We start from the raw sequence: 19,040 nt of genomic DNA, 5'->3' as shown, positions 1-19,040 counted from the left end.
GGATTGCTTCGTCGCTTCGCTCCTCGCAATGACGGCTAAATCGGAGACCTCCGCCATGACCACCAATAGCACCGTCCTGCAACACCTCGACTCCGGCCTGCTCACCATCACGATGAACCGCCCGGAGCGGCGCAATGCGCTCAACAGCGACCTGACCAAGGGACTGGTCGAGGCGGCGCAGCGCGCGGCCAATGATCCGGAGGTGCGCGCCGTGCTGCTCAAGGGCGCCGGCGGCACATTCTGCGTCGGCGGCGACGTCAAGGCGATGGCGGAGGCCAAAGACCACGTAAAGACCGCGCCGTCGTTCGAGACCAAGGTGACGACGTTGCGCGAGCGCATGGAGGTGTCGCGCCTGCTGCACCAGATGCAGAAGCCCGTGGTGGCGCAGATCGACGGCGCCGCGGCTGGCGCGGGCTTGTCGATCGCGCTCGCCTGCGACCTGCGCGTTGCCGGCGAATCCGCCAAGATCACGACGGCCTTTGCCAAGGTCGGATTGTCAGGTGATTTCGGCGGCACCTATTTCCTCACCCAGCTGCTCGGCAGCGCCAAGGCGCGCGAGCTGTATCTGACCTCGCCGATCCTGAGCGCGAGGGAGGCGCTGGCGCTGGGCATGGTGACGAAGGTGGTGCCCGATGCCGAGGTCGAGGCCGCCGCGCGCGAGCTGGCGCTGTCGCTGTCGCAGGGTCCGAGCGTCACGCTCGGCTATATCAAGCGCAACATCAACAACGCCGAGACGATGACGCTGGAAGCCTGCTTCGACGCCGAAGCGGTGCATCACTCCCGCTGCAGCGAGACTGATGATCACAAGGAGGCGGCGCAGGCGTTCGTCGAGAAGCGTGCGCCGGTGTTTCACGGACGGTAGGTTTCTGGAAGCTCGCGCGCCATGCCCTATCTCCATTTGCGCCAGATCTGCCTCGTCGCGCGCAGCCTCGAGCCGGTGGTGTCCGACATCGCCGCGATCATGGGGCTCGAGGTCTGCTACCGCGATCCCCATGTCGGCAAATACGGATTAGAGAACGCGCTGCTGCCGGTCGGGCCGATCCTGCTCGAGGTGGTCGCGCCGACCCGCGAGGGCACCGCCGCGGGACGCTTCCTCGACAAGTCCGGCGGGCGCGGCGGCTACATGGTGATCTTCTCCTGCGACGATCCCGACGGGCGCGCCGCCCGCGCCAATGCCATGGGCGTGCGCACCGCCAATGTGATCGATCATCCGCCCTATCACGGCGTGCAATTGCATCCGCGCGACTGCCGCGCAGCGTTCATCGAGCTGAATCACACCGACGGCAGCGACGAGGTGCTCGGGCCGTATCCGCCCGCAGGCCCTGACTGGACGCGCGCGATCCGTAGCGATGTCACGACGGCGCTGAGCGAGGTCGTGCTGCAGAGCCCCGATCCGGCATCGCTCGCGGCGCATTGGGGACGAATTCTGGATGTGGTGCCGTCGGCTGGCGGCAAAGGTGTTCGGCTGAATCTGCCGAACGCGGAGATACGCATCGAAGCCGGCGAGCGTGAGCTGATGAGCGGCTTGGCTTTTCGTGTGACGGATGTGGAGCGCGTCATAGGCGCCGCACGGGCGCACGGCTACGCGGTGTCGGGTGGCGGTTTCGAAATCGGTGGTGTGACGTTTACACCGGTCGCGTGAGTTGTGAGTTCGTGTTGGATTTCGTCGCTGGGGATCTGCGTGCCCGTCCGATGGACTGCGATGTGGGCTGCGTATGTGCCATGCCCCTCACCCGGATTGCATCTTCGATGCAATCCGACCTCTCCCCGCAAAGGGCGGGGAGAGGTTGCGGCGCCCGCGCCGAGAGCAATTGCCCAAACAAGTCAAGTGATAGTCCTGCTCTAATAGCTACACGAACTGTCGCCGCGCGGCCGGTGCGCTCCCTCTCCCCGTTCTTCACGGGGAGAGGGTTGGGGTGAGGGGCAGCCGCACGGGAAGTCTGTGTCGTGAGACCGCGCAATCCGCTCACCGTCCCCTGAAGTTCGCGAACCGCCGCTCCTCCGTTGCCTTCACGCCTTCCTTGAAATCCTCGGTCGCGCGCAGCCGCGTCTGCTCGGTGAGCTCGTGCTCGGTGGCGGCCATCACGCGGTCGGCGAGGTTGGCGCGCATCGTGGCGCGGGTGGAGAGCAGGCCGAGGGGCGAGCATTCGGCAATCTCGGCGGCGAGCTTCATCGCGGCCGTGCGCACCTGGTCCTGCGGCACGCATTCATTGGCGAGGCCCATCCTGTAGGCCTCCTCGCCGGTGACGCGGCGGCTGGTGTAGAACATCAGCTCGGCGTTGTTCTTGCCGATCAACTCCGGCAAGGTCACCGTGAGACCAAAGCCCGGATGGAAGCCGAGCTTGGTGAAGTTGGCGGAGAACCGCGCCTCCGGACAGGTGACTCGGAAATCGGCCGACACCGCGAGCCCGAGCCCGCCGCCGATGGCCGCGCCATGCACGGCGGCGACGACCGGCTTCTTGCAGCGGAAGATGCGCACCGCCTGCATGTAGAGATGGTTGATCGCGCCGAGGCTGTCGGCGGGATCGCCTTTCGCTTCGGCCGCGTCCTGCGCCTGGCGTGCGGGATCGGTGAAATTGGCCCCGGCGCAGAACGCCTTGCCTTGGGCCGCGAGCACGGACGCGCGAATCTCGATGTCGCGATCGAACCCTTCGAGCGCATCCGCGATCTGGTTGATCAGCGAAATATCGAAGAAGTTCAGGGGCGGCCGGCGGATCTCGATCAGGCCGACATGGCCATGGATCTCGACGCCGATGTCAGGGAAGTGGGTCATGTGGGTCTCCGAGAAGATACTCATCGTCTGCAGGACGCGGGCGCGGTTGCTGCGCAGAAGCCGGTCTGCTCCCTCTCCCCGTTCTTACGGGGAGAGGGGTGGGGTGAGGGGCAGCCGCGCGGGAAGTGTGTGTGGTGAGACCTGTATCTCCTCATCTGTACTGCATCTTGATGCAATCCGACCTCCCAGTGCGAGCGAAGCCGGTCGCGCCTCCTCAGGCGGGCAGAGCTAAGAAGCCCACTCACCGCAACCCCAGCCCGCGCGCGATGATGCCGCGCAGCACTTCCGTGGTGCCGCCCTGGATCGTCAGCTTCGGCGCGGTGCGGATGGCGAAGGTCAGCTGATTTTCCAGCGTCTCGCGATTGCCCGCGTCCTCCTCGACGAAGGCGGCGAGGTCGCGCACGCGGTGCGGCAGCTGCTGCTCCCACACCGTGCCGACATCCTTGACGATCGAGGCCTCGACCACCGGCTCCTTGCCGGCATGCAGCATGCCGGCAACCGAGACCGACATCCGCCGCATCGCATGCAGTTGCGCCACCAGCCGTCCTATGCCCTCGGCGCTGCGCGTGTCGGGATCGGGGCCGACCGCGCGCACCAGCTCGGTCAGCACGTAATAGGTTTCGAGGAAGCGCTCCGGCCCGGAGCGCTCATAGGCGAGCTCTGACGTCGCCTGCTTCCAGGCGCCGTCGATCTCGCCAAGCTGATGATCATCGGGCACGAAGGCGTCGGTGAAGACGACCTCGTTGAACTCCTTCTGGCCGGTGATCTGGCCAATCGGATTCACCTTGATGCCCGGCGATGTCATGTTCACCAGGAATTGCGTCAGGCCGTGACGGCGGTTCTCCTTGGTCGAGGGCGACGTCCGGAAGATCGCGATCATGTAGTCGGCCATGTGGCGCCGAGGTCGTCCAGATCTTCGAGCCGTTGATCAGCCAGCCGCCGTCGGTCTTGGTTGCGCGCGTCTTGGCGGCGAACAGGTCTGAGCCGGAGTTCGGCTCGCTCATGCCGATCGCGAAGCACAGCTCGCCGCGGCAGATGCGCGGCAGGATGTCCGCCTTGATATGGTCGGGGGCGTAGCGCAGCAGGACCGGCCCGCTTTGGCGGTCGGCGACGAAGAAGCGCCGGACCGGCGCGTTGGCGACGCGCATCTCCTCGGTCACGACATAGCGCTCCAGGAACGTGCGCTCGTGGCCGCCATATTTTTTCGGCCAGGTCATGCCGATCCAGCCGCGCTCGCCGACCCGCCGCGAGAACTCGCGCGCATCGGCATCCTCGCGCAGCGGCTGATAGGGATTGAAGGTACCAGCAGCGATCTCCTCGGCGAGGAACGCGCGCACCTCCTTGCGCAACTCCTCGCATTCGGGTGGCAGGCGGATCGGATCGAAACGCAGCGCGGTCATGAGCAGAGCTCCATGAGCAGGGGCGAGTTGGGTGATACGTATGCTTGCGCGCGCACAGGATTTGAAATTCGAGTGAGACGATTCGCCCCCAGCCGCACAAACTTCCGGTGCGGCTGCCCCTCACCCCGACCCTCTCCCCGTGAAGAACGGGAAGAGGGAGCGCACCGGTCGGGCGGCGGTAGTTCGTGTTGCGGTGGCAGGGAAAAGCCGATCATTCTGGGCAAGCTCGTGCCGCGCGGACGGTGCAACCTCTCCCCGCGCTTTGCGGGGAGAGGTCGGATTGCGCAGCAATCCGGGTGAGGGGCATGGCACAAGCGTAGCCGCATCGTAGCTCCATCCGACTCGTGCGCCAGCGCTCCACTCACACGTCCCGTGCGGCGGCCCCTCACCCCGACCCTCTCCCCGCGAAGGACGGGGAGAGGGAGCGCACCGCGCCCTGCCAAACCATCACAACGAACCGAATGAAAATCGTTCATCGCGTCTTCCATCAGCGTGAGGCGACCAGCGGCCATAATTCATCGGCGCCGCGGGCGGCGACGCGCTGGCCGAGGGCGACAGCCCAATGGCTCTCGGAGCCGAAATCGTCGCGCCACGCCAGCGCGCGCAACGAGAAGCGATGCAGGATGTGCTCGGTGGTGAAGCCGATCGCGCCGTGGACCTGATGCGCGATCGCCGCGCCTTTCTCGGCGGCTTCGGCGCAGCGGATCTTGGCGGCGGCGGCTTCGAGGAAGATGGCGTCGTCGAACACGTCTGCGCGCGCGATCGCATCGGCGGCGGAGGTCGCAGCTGCGCTCGCCGCCGCGCTTTCGCCGGCGAGCCGTGCGAGATTGTGCTGCACCGCCTGGAATTTGCCGATCGGCTTCTCGAAGGCGACGCGCTCGCCGGCGTAGCGGACGCTGATCTCGAGCAGCCGATCCAGCGCGCCGGCGATCTGCAGGCCGCGCACGACGCCGCCCATCAGCATCAGGCGATCCTGATCGAAGCCGGCCGGTGCACGCTCGATTGCGACGGGCACGACGTGATCGAAGGTGACGGTGTCGCTGGGATCATTGGCCAGCGACAGGCCTGCATCGATGCGCAACCCGGCTGTTGCGACCAGGGCGATCGAGACGCCGTCTCCCCCGTCGGCAACGACCGCGATATGCTCTGCGCTTGTCGCGAACGGCACGCCGCGCACGCGGCCGGATAATGTGCCGTCGACGTTGAGCGTGATCCTGTCCTTCGGCCTCGCCGGTGCGATCGTCATCGCGCCGTCGGGCGAGGCGATGCCGGCCTGCTGCAGCAGCCAGCCGGCGAGCAGCGTCTCGGCGAGCGGGACCGCCAATGCGAAACGCCCGGTGGAATTGATCACGGCAAAGCCGTCGGCGAGATCGGTGCCGGCGCCGCCGAGCTCCTCGGCGACCCAGGCCAGCGGCAGGCCGGCCTCGCTCAGCGCCTGCCACAGCGGCGCCGCCCAGCGTCCGTCCTTGTCGTGATTGATGGTTTGCGGGTCGGCGAGATCGGCGAAGATCTTCTCCGCGGTCGCAACCACGATGTTCTCAGCGTCCGCCACGGCGTTCCTCGTCCTGATCGTTCTGCCTCGCGCGCCGCAGCTCCCGCGACGCGCCGGATGTTTGCGCGGCATGATGAGCGCATGCGCAAGGCCTGACAAGCGTCGGCGTCGCAACGCCATGCTCATCCGTCGCATGGGGCGCAGCGATTTCCGCGCTGCGGAGATTGGCGGGGGCCGCCGCGCGGCCGATTTGCAGGCTGCGCGAACTTGGCTAAGAAGATCGAAAGGCGACAACAGGGAGAGACGGAAATGCCGACCAAGGGTCTTTGCGCGATCGTGACGGGCTCGGCGTCCGGTCTCGGAGCGGCGACCGCGCTGCTGCTGGCGAAAGCCGGCATGCGCATCGTCGTCAACTACGCCAACAGCAAGAGCGAGGCCGAGCAGACCGCCGATCTCTGCCGCAAGGAAGGCGTCGAGGTGATCGTCGTGCAGGGCGACGTGTCGCGCGACGAGGACTGCAAGACGATCGTCGCAGCCGCCGCGCCATGGGGCCGGCTCGATGTGCTGGTCAACAATGCCGGCACCACCAAGCACGTGCCGCATGATCAGCTCGACGGGCTCTCGGCCGAGGATTTCCAGCGCATCTACGCGGTCAACACCATCGGCCCGTTCCAGATGATCCGTGCCGCGCGGCCGCTGCTCGAAGCCGCGGCCAAGCAGGCGGTGCGCGCCTCCGCCGTGGTCAACGTGTCGTCGGTGGCCGGCATCAGTGGCGTCGGCTCGTCGATCGCCTATGCCGCGAGCAAGGGCGCGCTCAACACGATGACCTTGTCGCTGTCGCGTGCGCTCGCGCCCTCGATCCGCGTCAACACGGTATGCCCCGGCTATATCGATACGCCCTGGTTCACCAAGGGCCGCGGCGAGGCCGGCGCCAAGCAGGTGCGCGATGCGGTGGTGGCGCGGGTGCCGCTGCGCACGGCCTCATCGGCCGAGGACATCGCCCAGCTCGTCGCCTTCCTCGCCAGCCCTGCATCGGGGCAGATGACCGGCGAGGTCGTGCGCATGGATGCGGGGATGCATCTGTTGGGATGAGACCGGCGCCTCGCGCCGATCAACGGTGACGCAATCCAGGGCCCAGCAAGGCCTCTGGATTGCGAAGACGGGAGTGGCAGCGGCTAGCGATTGAAGTCGCGAATTGTGCCGCTCGCCACCAGCCGGTTCCAAATGAACAGCACGACAACAGCACCGAGGGTCGCGGTGACGTAACCCGCGCCCTCGTTGGGGCTGTAATGCCCGATCGCCTGCCCGACCGCAGTGGCGAGAAACGCGCCCGCGACTCCGAGCACGATGGTCAGGATGAAGCCGGACGGATTGTTCGGTCCGGGTGATATCAATCGTGCGAGGAAGCCGGCGACCAGCCCGACGATCAGAATGTGCAACATGAGTGTCGTCCTTCCCGTCAACTCGTCGGAGTCGCTCAGATCCGGCCGGCCAGCTCGTGCTCGGTCGGCACCCGGCCGTCCGGCGTCAGCTGATCGATCACCTTCGGCAGATACTGGCTGAGGCCGTTGAGCAGCTCCTCGCGCGACAGGCCGCTTTGCGCGGTGAGCTGATCGAGCTGGTCGGCGCCCAACGCATTGGCGAGATCGCCGGGAGAGATCGGCTTGTTCTCGCCGGGGCTGACCCATGAGTTCGCGGTGTCGCCATGACCCTTCTCCTGGAGCTGGCGGAGCAGGTCACCGAGTCCGCCGGACAGCACGCTGCCCGCGGCACCGCCTGCGAGCAGCCCGCCGAGGCCGCCGGCGAGGATGTTCCCAAGACTGCCGCCAAGCCCTCCGCCAAGCCCGCCACTGAGCGCGCCACCCAATGCGCCGCCGAGAGGTCCGCCCTGTGGGGCCGGCTGCGGCGGCGGAACGGGCGTTGGCGCTGCGTTCGGCTGCTGGCTGCCTTGCGAGAAGTGCTTCACGGCTTTCCACGCGAGCAGCGCGAGGATCGCCATCGTCATCGGCGACATGCCGCCGTTTTTCTCGGTGGACGGATGAGACGGCCCATGCGGGCCGTTCTGCATGCCGTTGAGGATATCGAGTAGACCCATGTGACCTGCCTCCTGCGCCCCACGCGGCTCAAGCTATGGGCTTGCCTGGGGCGTGACAAGCGGCGGGCAGTCGCAAGCCGCGCGTGCGAGTGCCGCCGCGCTGCACCGCTCGGCGCAGCATGTTCTGACATCATGGGGATGACGGCTGGATGAACAGGCGTTTCAGGCCGGGCCTGCGAGCGCCTCAGTGCGGCTTAGTTCTTGGCGTCCGCCCGCTTCGGCGACTTCGCGGCCGGTCCCGTCGCGGTCTGGCTCGGGCCGGTGAACATCCGCTTCAGCTCGTCGAGCTTCTCGGACAGGACGGGAAAGTTGCACGAGAAGGAATCACGCCGGCCGCCATCCTTGGCGCATTGCGCCGCCTTGATGCGTGCCCGCGTCTCGGCCGTGGCGCCGGGCGGCGTCTGCCCCGGCTGCGCTGAAGCGCCCGGCGGCTTGGCCGGGCGCGGCAGCGGCGGCGGAGCCGGCATGGCCGGCTTCGGCGGCTCGATCGCAGCGCGGGCGGTCATCTCCTTCAGCGTCGGCGACTGCAGCCCCTGCGGCTGCGGCCGCGGCATCATCGCCGAGCTCATATTGGCGTGCCGCTGGCGCTCGAGATATTGCGTGTATTGCTGGTCGATGAACTTCTGCTCCTCCGGTGTCGGGTTGGGCCCGGCGATGTCGAAGCTGCGGTCCTGCATGAAGTCGTAATAGACGTAGCCGCCGCCGACCTTCCGCCTGCCGGCAAATTTCGCATTACACTGCGCCAGCGCCGCGGTCTTCTCCTCCTTGGTGGCGGATTTCTCGGCCGCGTCGGCGCATTCCTCGAAATCGGAGGGGGAACGGCTCCACCACTCGGCATGCGCGCGTTGAGGTTGCATGGCGGGCAGGCAGGTGATTGCTGCAAAGACCAATACTGGCAGATGGGGGCGGTACACGAACGGCAATCCTCAGCGTCTCCTCGCCTCAGATGACCGCAGATTGTCGCCAATTTGCGGCGAGGTGTGACTCCAATGCTGCGTAAATTGCGAATTTCTTCTTTGTTTGCCGTGGTTCCGTGATCCCATTGCCACAGTCTGAGGGCGCCTGAGGGCCGCCCGACCCTCAAACAGCCCTTAGCTGTGGCGCCCGTGCGATACGCGGCATGATTTTACCATTTTTCTCCCGCCGTAGTTGACGAATCTAATCTTGACGATGGAAAGATTTGCGTTGACCGGCGCCTGGTTCCGGCGTAGGGATTTATCTTGACAGCGGAAAGATTGTTGTCGCCCCAGGGGCGCGCGGAGGAGTTTGTCATGAAAGTATTCCTCACGGTGAAGCTGGCGCTGCTGCCCTTTGTCGCGCTCTGGGCGCTGCTGGCGTGGAACCAGCCGGCGTGGGCGGTGTGGTCGGCGCTGGCGATCGCACTCGCCGGCAATCTCTGGCGCGCCTCCCGCGGCGAGCTCGCGCTGCTCGAGCTCGGCGGCCTCGCGCTGTTCGTGCTGCTGGCGATCGCGAATGACGTCGCGCCGAGCTGGACGGCGACCAATGCGCTGTGGCTGTCCTTCGCGGCGCTCGGCCTGATCAGCTTCGCCTCGCTCGCCGTCGGCAGGCCGTGGACCGCGGACTATTCCCGATCAGCCTATGCCGACAGTGCCGCGACGCCGCAGTTCCATCTGATCAACATGCTGATGACCGGCCTGTGGGGCGTGCTCTTCATCGTGCTCGGCCTGTGCCGCTGGGCCGGCGTGTCGTCCTGGCTCACGACCGCCATCGTCGTGGCCGGTGCGCTGATCTCGATCTTCGGTCCGCGCTTCGCGATCCGCCAGGCGCTGCAGCGCATGCGGCAGTCGCGCGAGGAGTATCATTGGCCGGCGCCGGCCTTCGCTGCCACAGATAGCGTGGATTGCGACGTTGCGGTCATCGGCGCCGGGATCGCCGGCCTCACCGCCGCGGCGTTGCTCGCGGAAGCCGGGCTGAAGGTGAAGGTGTTCGACCATCACGTCGTGCCCGGCGGCTTCTGCCACAGCTATCTGCGCAAGGCGCACCACGACAACAGACCGGTGCTGTACCGCTTCGATGCCGGCCCGCATGATTTCTCCGGCGTCTGGCCCGGCGGTCCGGTCGACAGCGTGCTGCGCCGGCTCGGCGTCGCCGACCGCATTCAATGGAAGCGCGTCACCCATTCCTACCATCTCGCCGGCCGCCGCATCGACGTGCCCGCGGACTGGCGCGCTTATGTCCGCCAGCTCTGCGCGATGTTTCCGGCCAGCGCGGACGGGCTCGTCAAGCTGTTCGACACGATCCACGCCATCTTCGAGAGCATGTATGCGACCGGCCACGGCCGCAGCGGCATTCCCGGCATGCCCGCAACGATCGAGGAGATGCTGGCCTTTCCGCGCAAGCATCCGCAGGCCTTCCGCTGGATGAACCGGCCGTTCGATGAGCTGGTCGCAGCCCATGTCTCGGATCCCGAACTGATCGCCATGCTCAATGCGCTCACCGGCTATCTCGGTGACGGCAGCGAGACGCTGAGCTGCGCGCAGATGGTCCCGATCTTCGGCTATTACTTCAAGGGCGGCTTCTATCCGGTCGGCGGCTCCGGCCATCTCGCGGACGTGCTGGCGGATGCGATCACCGCTCGCGGCGGCGAGGTGCGGCTGAAATCCAAGGTCACGCGCATCCTCGTCGAGCAGGGCCGCGCCACCGGCGTCGTGCTCGGCAACGGCCGCGCGATCCGCGCGCAGGCGGTCGTGTCCAACGCCGATCTCGGCCGCACCTTCGCCGAGCTCCTCGCGCCCGACGATCTGCCGGCCGCCTTCCGCGCCCGCGCCCGGGGCATTGCGCCGGCGAACTCCTGCTTCTCGGTGCATCTCGGCTTGGACTTCGTCCCGGACGTTGCGCCCGCGACCCATCTCGACACGCCGATGGGCATCGGCCTCGCCGTCATGTCCAAGCTCGATCCGTCCGCGGCGCCGGAGGGACACGCGACTATGACCATCATCACCCTGATCCCGCATGATGAGGCCAAGGCCTGGTTCGCGGGAGAGGAGGGCGGCGACGATTGGAAAGCGTGGCGCCGCTCGAAGGACTACGAGACCCGCAAGCAGCAGCTCGGCGATGCCATGATCGCGGCCGCCGAAACCATCATTCCCGGCCTGTCGCAGCACATCGTCTACCGGACCGATGCCAGCCCCGTGACCTATGCGCGCTACGATCTCGCCAGCGCCGGCTCGATCTATGGCGTGGCCCGCGCGGGCCGGCTGAAGGGCGCCAAGGCGCCGCTGCCCAATCTCGTCATCGCCGGCGGCGGCAATGCGGGCGCAGGCGTCGAGGCCGTGGTGATCTCGGGCGCGGAGGCCGCCGAGGCGCTGCTGCCGGGCCTGTTGGCGCGCCAGCCGGCGCCGGCTGCGCAGCCGCAGCCCGCGCTGGCCGTCGCGTAAATACGCGACGCGCCCTCAGGGCGTATAGAGATAGCGCAGCAGCGTGCGGCCGACGGTCTCCAGGCTCTGCGCCGAGCATTGCTCGATCGTGTCCTGCGTGGTGTTGAAATAGGGCTCGTAGTCGAAGTCGATGACCAGGAAGCTTGGAATGCCCGCCTGTTGCAAGGCGGTGTGGTCGTCGCTGATCGGATAGGCGGTCGGCTCCGGCGAGAACGCCAGCGGCGCGATTTGGCTGCCGATGCCCCAGAACTTCTTCACCTCGGGCAGCGCCGAATGCAGCGACGACGGCTCCGGCTGCAGCTTGAGGTCCTTGTCGCAGACCATGTCGAAATCGACCGCCTTCTCCGGTCTGCCCATCGGATAGTAGTCCTTCAGCTTAGTGACGAAATAGGGCGAGCCCAGCGGACGCCAGGTCGGATCGCCCGCGCCGAGCGATTTCGGCCCTTCCTCGCCGTCGAAGAAGATGAAGTCGATGCCGATGTCCGGCTTCGGCGACAGCGACAGCACGCGCGCGGTCTCCAGCAGCAGCGCGACCGCCGAGGCCGAGTTGTTGGCGCCGGGCATCGGCGCATCCGGCGATTTCGGATCGCGATAGGCCTTGATGATGCTGTCGTAATGCGTGGCGACGATGATGCGGCGCGGGTTCTGCGCCTGGAAGCGGGCGATGATGTTGGTGAGCGGGATCGCCTTGCCGTCGTCGCCCTTGGCGGTGAAGCTCTGCGTCAGCACCGCCTCGGCCGCGCTCTTGGCCATCGCCGCCTTGATGTAGTCGATGGTCTTCTGGTGGCCCGGCTCGCCCATCGAGCGCGGGGTGAATTTCAGGAGATCGGCGATGTGGCCAAGCGCGCGCTGGCCGTCCCACAGCTCGATCTGGGCCTCCGCCGCCCGCGCGGGCAGCGAGGTCAGCAGCAACGCGGCCGTTGCCGCAGTCGCGGCGAGGCGGGGCCAGAACTCGGTCATGCGCAAAGCTCTTCGATGATTGATGTCAGGACGTCTTCTTGCCGAACGGAATGAACAGGATGCCGGCGCAAGCGGCGAGCGCCACGGCGAAATAATAGGTGATCGCGCGCGAGCCGATGGTCGGGATCAGCGTGAAGGTCGTGACCAGCGTGCCGACGACGTTGCCGATGGTCGAGACGCCATATACCAGTCCCGCAACGCGCCCGGCCTCGCCGGCCGAGCGGGTCAAGAGGCTGACCGCGATCGGCGAGAACGTGCCGAGCAGGGTCAGCGGCACCAGCAGCAGCGCCGTCGCCGCCAGCAGCGTCGCCATCGGACCGTCGCCGAGGCTGTCGAGAATGTCGGCCATGACTGCGTCGGCGGTCGCCGGCACCAGCGCCATATAGGCCGCGGCGACCAGGATCATGATGCCGATGGTGCGCGTGGTCGGCTGGCGGTCGACGATGGCGCTGCCGGCGAAATAGCCGATCGCGAGCGCGCACAGCACGGTCGAGATCAGGCTCGCCCAGGCGCCGATGCCGCTGCCGAAATACGGATTGAGATAGCGGCTGCCGAGCATCTCGAAGCCCATCAGCACGCAGCCGACCAGGAACGAGCAGATATAGATCGCCAGCATGCCAGCGCGGGACACCTGCTCGCTCATGGCAGCTTCTTGTTGTGGCGCTCGATGCTCTTCAGCGCCTCCACCGGCGCGAAGTCGTCGGTCAGGATCTTGGCCTTGGCGTCGATCACCTGGCCGTTGTCGATGTCGATGCGCTTGCGCTGCGCCAGCATGTCGGCGAGCTTGTAGCGGAAGCCGAACTCCTTGTCGCGCTCCTGCGCGATTCCGGCGAGATCCTCGGCCTTCCGCTCGTCGCCGGGATAGGCGACCATGACGATGTTGCCGCCGGCCTCGTAGAAGTCGACCTGCGGGAATACGCTGTGGATGGTCTTCACCGCGGCGTCGAACAGCATCGTGGAAGGCTCGACGTTCTGCGCCACCACGCCGCCCTCGGCGAGATGGTCCTTGACCAACTGGTAGAACTCCTTGGTCAGCAGGTGAAACGGCACGAACGGCCCGCGATAGGCATCGATCAGGATGATGTCGTAGCGCTCTTTCGATTCCTGCACGAACAGCCGTCCATCGCGGTTGGCGACGTGGAAGTTCGGCTCCTCCTTGATGCCGAAATATTTCTTGGCGAGCTCCAGCACGGTCGGATCGAGCTCGACCGACGTCACCTGCACCTTGGGCAGGAAGCGGTGCAGGTACCAGGCGGTGCGGCCGCCGCCGAAGCCGATCTCCAGGATCGAGCTGACGCTCTTGGCGTACATCACGCTCGCGGTCATGAAGCGGGTATAGTCGACCGGCAGGTCGAGCTCGTCACGGGTGTTGTAGACGCTCTCGGTATAGATGCGCCGGTTGTGACCGAACGTCATGCTGCGGTAAGGCGCCTGCTCATAGACATAGATGTTGTTGTAGAGCGACTCCTTGGACTCCAGGAGATTGCGGGTGTCCTGCGCCTGCGCGGATGCCAGCGAGAGGAGAGCAGCGAACGCGCCTGAAATGACCGACCGGATGAGCATCGAACTGTCTGTTTCCCCTCGGCTTGAAAAGATGGAGCGGGCGCGCCTGGCTCGGCGGCGCCGTGGCGCGGGACGGCCGTCCCTCGGTCACGAGCCGCGCTCAGGCACGACCAATACGGCGATCCCGAGGCCGGTTCCGCATCGGCGCCGTTCTCTTAGACCATCGGCTGCCTGCCGGATAGTCAAACCGCCCCGGCCAACGGGGCTGTGATCGGCCGGCGGCGGCCGGTCTTCTGTTCCCGCTGCGGGCGTTTTATGGTGAACGCGGCACGGCAGCGGCGTGCCGCATCGGTCCAAGGGAGCCATGATGGGGTTGAAGGGGGCGCTGATCGCGTGTTTCGCGCTGGTGGGCGGGCTCGCATGGGCTCAGGACGAGACCGCGCCGAACCGGCGGCCGGTCTCGGTCGTGGCCGACGAGCGGATCACGGTCGGCGATGGCGGCGTTCTGCCGCTTTACGTCTCCCGGCCGTGGACCCAGCCGCAGCCCGACATCACGCGTGCCGTGCTGGTCCTGCACGGCCGGCTGCGCAACGCCGACGTCTATTACAAAACGGCGATCAAGGCCCGCGATGCTGCCGGCACGGCCGGGGCCACGACCTTGCTGGTCGTGCCGCAATTCCTCGCCGAGCTCGATGTCGATAAGCATCGGCTGCCGCCAGAGACCCTGCGCTGGACGCTCGAGGGCTGGCAGGGTGGCGATGCCGCCATCGCGCCGCAGGCCGTCTCCTCGTTCGAGGCCTTGAACGCGATTCTGGCGCGCCTGGCCGATCGCTCGCTGTTCCCGGCCCTGAGCGAGGTCGTGATCGCCGGCCATTCCGGCGGTGGCCAGGTGGTGCAGCGCTATGCGATCGCCGGCCACGGCGAGGCGGCGCTGACGCAGCGGCAGGTCGCGGTGCGCTATGTCGTCGCCAATCCCTCGTCCTATGCCTATTTCTCCGCCGAGCGGCCGGAGGCCGCGATCGCCGCGACCTGTCCGGGCTTCGACCGCTGGAAATACGGCATGGCCGACCGGCCGCCCTATCTGGCGGCGCCGACTTCAGCCGAGCTCGAGAGCACCTATGTCGCCCGCCGCGTGATCTATCTGCTCGGCACTCGTGACACCGATCCGGACCATCCCGCGCTGGACAAGAGCTGCATGGCCGAGACACAGGGGCCGACGCGCTATGTCCGCGGCCATTCCTACGCCAATGTCATGGCCGCGCGCGACGGCGGCACGCCCAACCATCGCCTCTGGGACGTCGCCGGCGTCGGCCACAATGGCGACCGGATGTTCACCTCGTCCTGCGGGCTCAAGGCCCTGTTCGATGTCCCCGGATGTGACACGGCGCCTTGATCCCTCTTGCGATGATCGCGCCGGGACAGAGGCTTCCGATCCCGGCCCGGGTCTGCTATGGAGACGCCGAAGCAGATGCACGTCGGTGCAGGCTCCGGTCCCGTAGCTCAGCTGGATAGAGCGGCGGTTTCCTAAACCGTAGGTCGCATGTTCGAGTCATGCCGGGATCGCCATTCTGCCGCAGCATGTGTGCGCAGACCTCTCCAGATCATATTGCGACGCGCGCATCATTCTCGCCTGATCGTGGGTCCGGTGGAGCGCATCCGTGCTCATCAGCGCGATCAATAACGGGCTCTGGCGCTCTGGCTGTGCTGGCGCTGCGCGCTCGGCCTCGCCAGCGGCTTCAAAACCGCCAAGATCAAGAAAAAAGCCGCGCCCCTTAGGACGCGGCTTGAAGCGTGGCGAGGCGCCCTCAGATCACCACTGATATCTGATCCGCCCCGTCCCGGCCCAGGACGAGGCCTGGGGCGCGAACTGGCCGTCGATCTGGCCCGACAGCGTCATGTGCGAGGTCAGCGCGACCTCGGCGACGCCCGACAGCAGCGCCGAGTCGGCGGCGGTGCGGGCGCCCGTGGTGACGAAGCTTGCGCCGGGCAGGGTCTGGAACGTGGCGCTGACAGTGGCGTCGCGGTTGTAGTCGTGGGCCCAGGCGGCCCGGCCGCGCAGCAGGAAGCTCTCCGACAGACGGCGATCGGCCCAGACTCCGAGCTCGGTGCGCGGCAGGGTGGTGTCACGCGCGGCGAAGGTCAGCGCGGAGCCGCCTGCGCCGAGCGAGCTGGTCTCGGTGTAGGAGGGCGTCCACACCTGCTGCAGCTGCAGCGCGGCGTAGGGCGTCAGGCCGGCGAAGCCGAGATCGAAGCGGTAGCCGGTCTCGGCGCGGCCCGCGAGCGTCGGCGCCGTGTAGCTCGCGCGCAGCGTCTCGATCGCGCCGGCGGTGAGGTTGCGCGTCGTCGACATCCAATGCGCGCCGGCGGCGAGGCTGCCGGACACATAGGCCTGGCCAAAGCGCTTGGTCGCATAGGCCGCCGCCTGGATGAAATCCGAGCTGCCATAGCCCGAGCCCTGCGCGACGCTGAAGCTGGTCTGGCCGCCGGCCAGCGCGAAGCCCACGGTCATGTCCGGCGCCAGCCGATAATCGGCGCCGGTGGCGAGGCCATAGATCCGTGTCGAGACGTCCTGGCTGCCGGAGGCGGCATCGCCGCCGATATGGCCGCCGCCGCCGAAGGCCGAGCCCCACACCGCCCAGCTCGGCTCCATCGGCATCGCCTTGGCGAAGATCTTGCCCGCCTTGGCGGCCGGTCCGCTCGCCTCGGCATAGGCCAGCATCGGCGAGCCGCCGGGATTCGATCCGGCGCCGGATCGGCCGTTGCCGCCGAAATCGAGCACGGTGGTCATGAAGCCGGTCATGCTCTGGCCGACGCTCTGGGTGCCCGCCGGCGCGCTCTGGCTGGCGAGCTGGTTCAGCGTGGCGCCGACGCCGGCCGGAGTCTGGAAGTAGATTGATTGCAGCGAGGTCGGCAGCGTGCCGCCCTTGTTCACCGCGTTGTTGAGCGCGCTGTAGATCTGCTGGCCGTTGCCGCTGACGCCGGTGGCCGGCAGCGACGGCAGCGCCGCCTGCTTGAGCGTGAGATAGGCGTTCTGGCCGTCATAGCTCAAGGTCGGCGTGACGTTGGTGATGCCGGTGGTCGTATAGTTGAGCGCGGAGAACTGGCCGCTCACGCCGCCCCCGGCCGAGACGATCGCGACCTTGCTGCCCGCCGCATAGACGCCGCTGGCCAACGTCGCGGTCACCTGGCCGTTCAGCGTCGCCGTGCCGGAGACGCTCGTCGTGCTGAAGCTGCCGGGCGTGAGCTGCAGCGCATAGGTCGCGCCGCTGGTGAAGGCGAGGCTACCGAGCACGGTGAGCTTGCCGGCCTGGCCGGTGAGGCCCGTCACCGCCTGATAGCCCGGCGCCAGCGTGCCGGCGACATTGACGTTGCCGACGGTGCCGAGGCCGGAGAGCGTCGCGCCGGCAGTGACGCTGATCGGGCTCGTCACTGTGGCACCTGCCGCGACCACCAGCGCGCCGCCGTTCACCGTCGTGCCGCCGCTATAGCTGTTGTTGCCGGCGAGCACCAGGGTGCCGGTGCCGCTCTTGGTCAGCGAGCCCGTGCCGGAGATGTCGTTGCTCCAGATGTCGAAGGCGTTGTAGCCGCCCTGCGCAGCATCCATCGTCACCGACACGGCGCTGTTGAACGCGCCATAGCCATAGGCCGCCTGGTAGAGGTTGATACGGCCCCAGCCGTCCCAGGTATTGCCGTCGAGCAGCGCGTAGCCGGAGGGCAGCGCCGTCGTCCTCAGGATCTCGGTGCGCTGGGCGTCGCTGAGATAGGGGAAGCGCGTCAGCAGCAGCACCTGCGCCTGCACCGGCACGTTCTCCGGCAGGGTGGTGCTGACGCCGGCGAGCTGCAGGCCATAGGTCATGCGATAGGTGTAGCTCGACGGATCGGTCGAGCTCAAATTGACGTCCTTCGAGGCCGCCGCGATCGTCGCCGCGCCGCCTTGCGCCTGCTGGATACAGGCCTGCACGCTGACCGTGCCGCAGGATGACGAGAGATATGATTGCGTCTGGGTGTAGGCCTGGTACACCGCGTAGGCGCTGGTGTTGGCGGGATTGGTCCAGTCGACGCGGTCGCCGTTGGAATCATACAGCGCATTGTAGATATTGGTGGCGGCGATCGCGGTGGCGAAGGTGCGGCCGCCGATGACGTCGAGCGGCGAATGCATGCCGGCGAGGATGCGGTTGTTGCCGAGGTCGGCGGCGCGCGCCAGCAGGCTCTGATATTCCTGCGGCACGAGGAAGGCGAGGCCCAGCGCCTGCGTATAGCCCGAATTGGTGTGGCCGCTGATGAAGCCGCCGTCGCCGTAGGGGTTGGTGCTGTTGATGATCTGCAACAGCGGCGTCGGCACGTTGACGTCGGTCGACAGGCGATAGGGCCGCGCCGCCGCGCCGATGCCGGGCACGTAGTCGCCGACCACGAATTGCGTCGGCTGCAGCACGCCGTTCACGATGTTGCCCACATTCGGCACGGTGAGATAGCCCAGGCTGGTGCCGTTCGCGGTGTTCTGCGCGTCGATCATCGCCTGGGTCACGGTGAAGCCGCGCACCCAGTTGGTGGCGTTGCCGTAGACCGCGGGGATCGTCAGGTTGCCGTAGTAGCTGGGAACGACGATGTTGGCCGTGTCGGCCGTGGTCAGTCCGGTCTTGGTCGTGGCGTTGTAGTTGACGAAGGCGGCGGCCAGCGGGCTCACCGTGGTCTGGTTCACCGACGCGCCGAATGCGCCGGGGTTGGTGACCGGCGCGGTCGAGCCCATGTAGCGCTCGAAGGTGCGCTTGCTCGGCTCGGTCGAGGAGTTGGCGCGGACGGTGTTGTTGACGAAGTTGACCGCCTGGGCGAGCGGCGTCGCGCTGCCGTTGCCGAAGGTCGTCGCGCCCCAGCTCGCACTGTTGAGATAGTTGATGTTGGCCTGGAAGTTCTGCAGCGTGTACGGCGCGTAAGTGGTGGGCGTCAGGCTGTTCGGCGTGGTGCCGCTCGCGGAGGCGCCGGTGCCGGTCATGAAATAGCCGGTGAGCACGCCGAGCCCGTTCAGCACGCTGTATTGCTGGCTGGTGCGGTCGTCGTGGATCGCCTCCAGCGTCTGCGCCGCCGTGCGTGCCTGCGTCATGCGGACCACGGTCGCGAGGTTCTGCTCCATGACGCCCTTGCCGTTGGTCAGCGTCGGATCATTCAGCATCAGGTTGATGTAGGAATCGACCACATTGACCATGGTCGAGCCGGTGGTCGCCATGCTCGAATTGGTGAAGTTCACCGGCGGGGTGGTCGGGATATCGCCGGCCTTGGCGGCGAAGGGCAGCAGCGCCGAGCCCAGCGCGGCATATTTCCAGAACTTCAGATAAGCAGACGACGACATTCCGACGGTTCCCAGACAAAGAAAAGCGATGCCGGAAACGCTTGCGGACTCCGGCGGGACCGCCGCCGTCACAGC

Annotated in this window: 14 protein-coding genes, 1 tRNA gene and 1 pseudogene; 6 read left to right on the top strand and 10 right to left on the bottom strand. The window is 67.1% G+C overall.

What is annotated here, in order from left to right:
- The first annotated feature begins 55 nt into the window (after nt 1-55).
- Both ACVILH_RS05425 and ACVILH_RS05420 read left to right on the top strand, forming a co-directional pair.
- Nucleotides 56-862 carry an enoyl-CoA hydratase gene (locus tag ACVILH_RS05425; RefSeq protein WP_456711977.1) on the top strand — a complete coding sequence of 269 codons (807 nt, stop codon included), beginning with the start codon at nt 56-58 and terminating at the stop codon, nt 860-862.
- A 21-nt stretch (nt 863-883) separates the two neighbouring features.
- Nucleotides 884-1,642, top strand: a complete 759-nt coding sequence (locus ACVILH_RS05420) for a VOC family protein (protein WP_456711976.1) — start codon at nt 884-886, stop codon at nt 1,640-1,642.
- A gap of 324 nt (nt 1,643-1,966) precedes the next feature.
- Here ACVILH_RS05420 and ACVILH_RS05415 read toward each other — a convergent pair whose 3' ends face one another.
- From ACVILH_RS05415 to ACVILH_RS05405, 3 genes and pseudogenes are all read right to left on the bottom strand, one after another.
- On the bottom strand, nt 1,967-2,773 hold the full coding sequence (locus tag ACVILH_RS05415; protein ID WP_456711975.1) for an enoyl-CoA hydratase/isomerase family protein: 807 nt from the start codon (nt 2,771-2,773) through the stop codon (nt 1,967-1,969).
- A 241-nt stretch (nt 2,774-3,014) separates the two neighbouring features.
- A pseudogene (locus ACVILH_RS05410) lies at nt 3,015-4,173 on the bottom strand (acyl-CoA dehydrogenase family protein).
- Between the two features lie 487 nt (nt 4,174-4,660).
- Nucleotides 4,661-5,725, bottom strand: coding sequence for an acyl-CoA dehydrogenase family protein (locus tag ACVILH_RS05405; RefSeq protein WP_456711974.1), 1,065 nt, complete (start codon nt 5,723-5,725; stop codon nt 4,661-4,663).
- A gap of 249 nt (nt 5,726-5,974) precedes the next feature.
- Here ACVILH_RS05405 and ACVILH_RS05400 point away from each other — a divergent pair, with 249 nt between their 5' ends.
- Entirely contained in the window at nt 5,975-6,757 is a 783-nt protein-coding gene (locus ACVILH_RS05400; protein WP_456711973.1) for an SDR family NAD(P)-dependent oxidoreductase, read from the top strand.
- Nucleotides 6,758-6,840: 83 nt separating this feature from the next.
- On the opposite strand, the gene ACVILH_RS05395 is transcribed toward ACVILH_RS05400, so the two are convergent.
- The 3 genes from ACVILH_RS05395 to ACVILH_RS05385 form a co-directional block, all read right to left on the bottom strand.
- Complete coding sequence (locus tag ACVILH_RS05395; RefSeq protein WP_456711972.1) at nt 6,841-7,107, bottom strand: GlsB/YeaQ/YmgE family stress response membrane protein; 267 nt, start codon at nt 7,105-7,107, stop codon at nt 6,841-6,843.
- Nucleotides 7,108-7,142: 35 nt separating this feature from the next.
- The gene (locus ACVILH_RS05390) at nt 7,143-7,760 is read right to left on the bottom strand and encodes a YidB family protein (protein WP_456711971.1); all 618 of its coding nucleotides are present in this window, start codon (nt 7,758-7,760) and stop codon (nt 7,143-7,145) included.
- A gap of 194 nt (nt 7,761-7,954) precedes the next feature.
- Complete coding sequence (locus tag ACVILH_RS05385; RefSeq protein ID WP_456711970.1) at nt 7,955-8,617, bottom strand: hypothetical protein; 663 nt, start codon at nt 8,615-8,617, stop codon at nt 7,955-7,957.
- A gap of 414 nt (nt 8,618-9,031) precedes the next feature.
- On the opposite strand from ACVILH_RS05385, the gene ACVILH_RS05380 reads away from it, so the two are divergent.
- The gene (locus tag ACVILH_RS05380; protein ID WP_456711969.1) at nt 9,032-11,158 is read left to right on the top strand and encodes a phytoene desaturase family protein; all 2,127 of its coding nucleotides are present in this window, start codon (nt 9,032-9,034) and stop codon (nt 11,156-11,158) included.
- 15 nt (nt 11,159-11,173) lie between these two features.
- Here ACVILH_RS05380 and ACVILH_RS05375 read toward each other — a convergent pair whose 3' ends face one another.
- The 3 genes from ACVILH_RS05375 to ACVILH_RS05365 are packed head-to-tail and all read right to left on the bottom strand — an operon-like array spanning nt 11,174 to nt 13,681.
- A complete protein-coding gene (locus ACVILH_RS05375) occupies nt 11,174-12,118 on the bottom strand; it encodes a M28 family peptidase (RefSeq protein WP_456711968.1) in 945 nt (314 codons plus the stop codon).
- Nucleotides 12,119-12,143: 25 nt separating this feature from the next.
- Nucleotides 12,144-12,761, bottom strand: a complete 618-nt coding sequence (locus tag ACVILH_RS05370) for a fused MFS/spermidine synthase (protein WP_456711967.1) — start codon at nt 12,759-12,761, stop codon at nt 12,144-12,146.
- Nucleotides 12,758-13,681: a spermidine synthase gene (locus ACVILH_RS05365; RefSeq protein ID WP_456711966.1), complete on the bottom strand. Its 924-nt coding sequence runs from the start codon at nt 13,679-13,681 to the stop codon at nt 12,758-12,760. The genes ACVILH_RS05370 and ACVILH_RS05365 overlap by 4 nt, the downstream gene beginning before the upstream one ends.
- Nucleotides 13,682-13,985: 304 nt before the next feature.
- Between ACVILH_RS05365 and ACVILH_RS05360 the strand changes: the two genes are divergently transcribed.
- On the top strand, nt 13,986-15,014 hold the full coding sequence (locus tag ACVILH_RS05360) for an alpha/beta hydrolase (RefSeq protein ID WP_456711965.1): 1,029 nt from the start codon (nt 13,986-13,988) through the stop codon (nt 15,012-15,014).
- 96 nt (nt 15,015-15,110) lie between these two features.
- A tRNA-Arg gene (locus tag ACVILH_RS05355) sits at nt 15,111-15,187 on the top strand.
- 244 nt (nt 15,188-15,431) lie between these two features.
- Here ACVILH_RS05355 and ACVILH_RS05350 read toward each other — a convergent pair.
- On the bottom strand, nt 15,432-18,965 hold the full coding sequence (locus ACVILH_RS05350) for an autotransporter domain-containing protein (RefSeq protein ID WP_456711964.1): 3,534 nt from the start codon (nt 18,963-18,965) through the stop codon (nt 15,432-15,434).
- Nucleotides 18,966-19,040 lie beyond the last annotated feature (75 nt).

This window comes from Bradyrhizobium sp. USDA 4353 (assembly GCF_054063215.1).
This window is presented reverse-complemented; position numbering and strand designations above follow the sequence as displayed.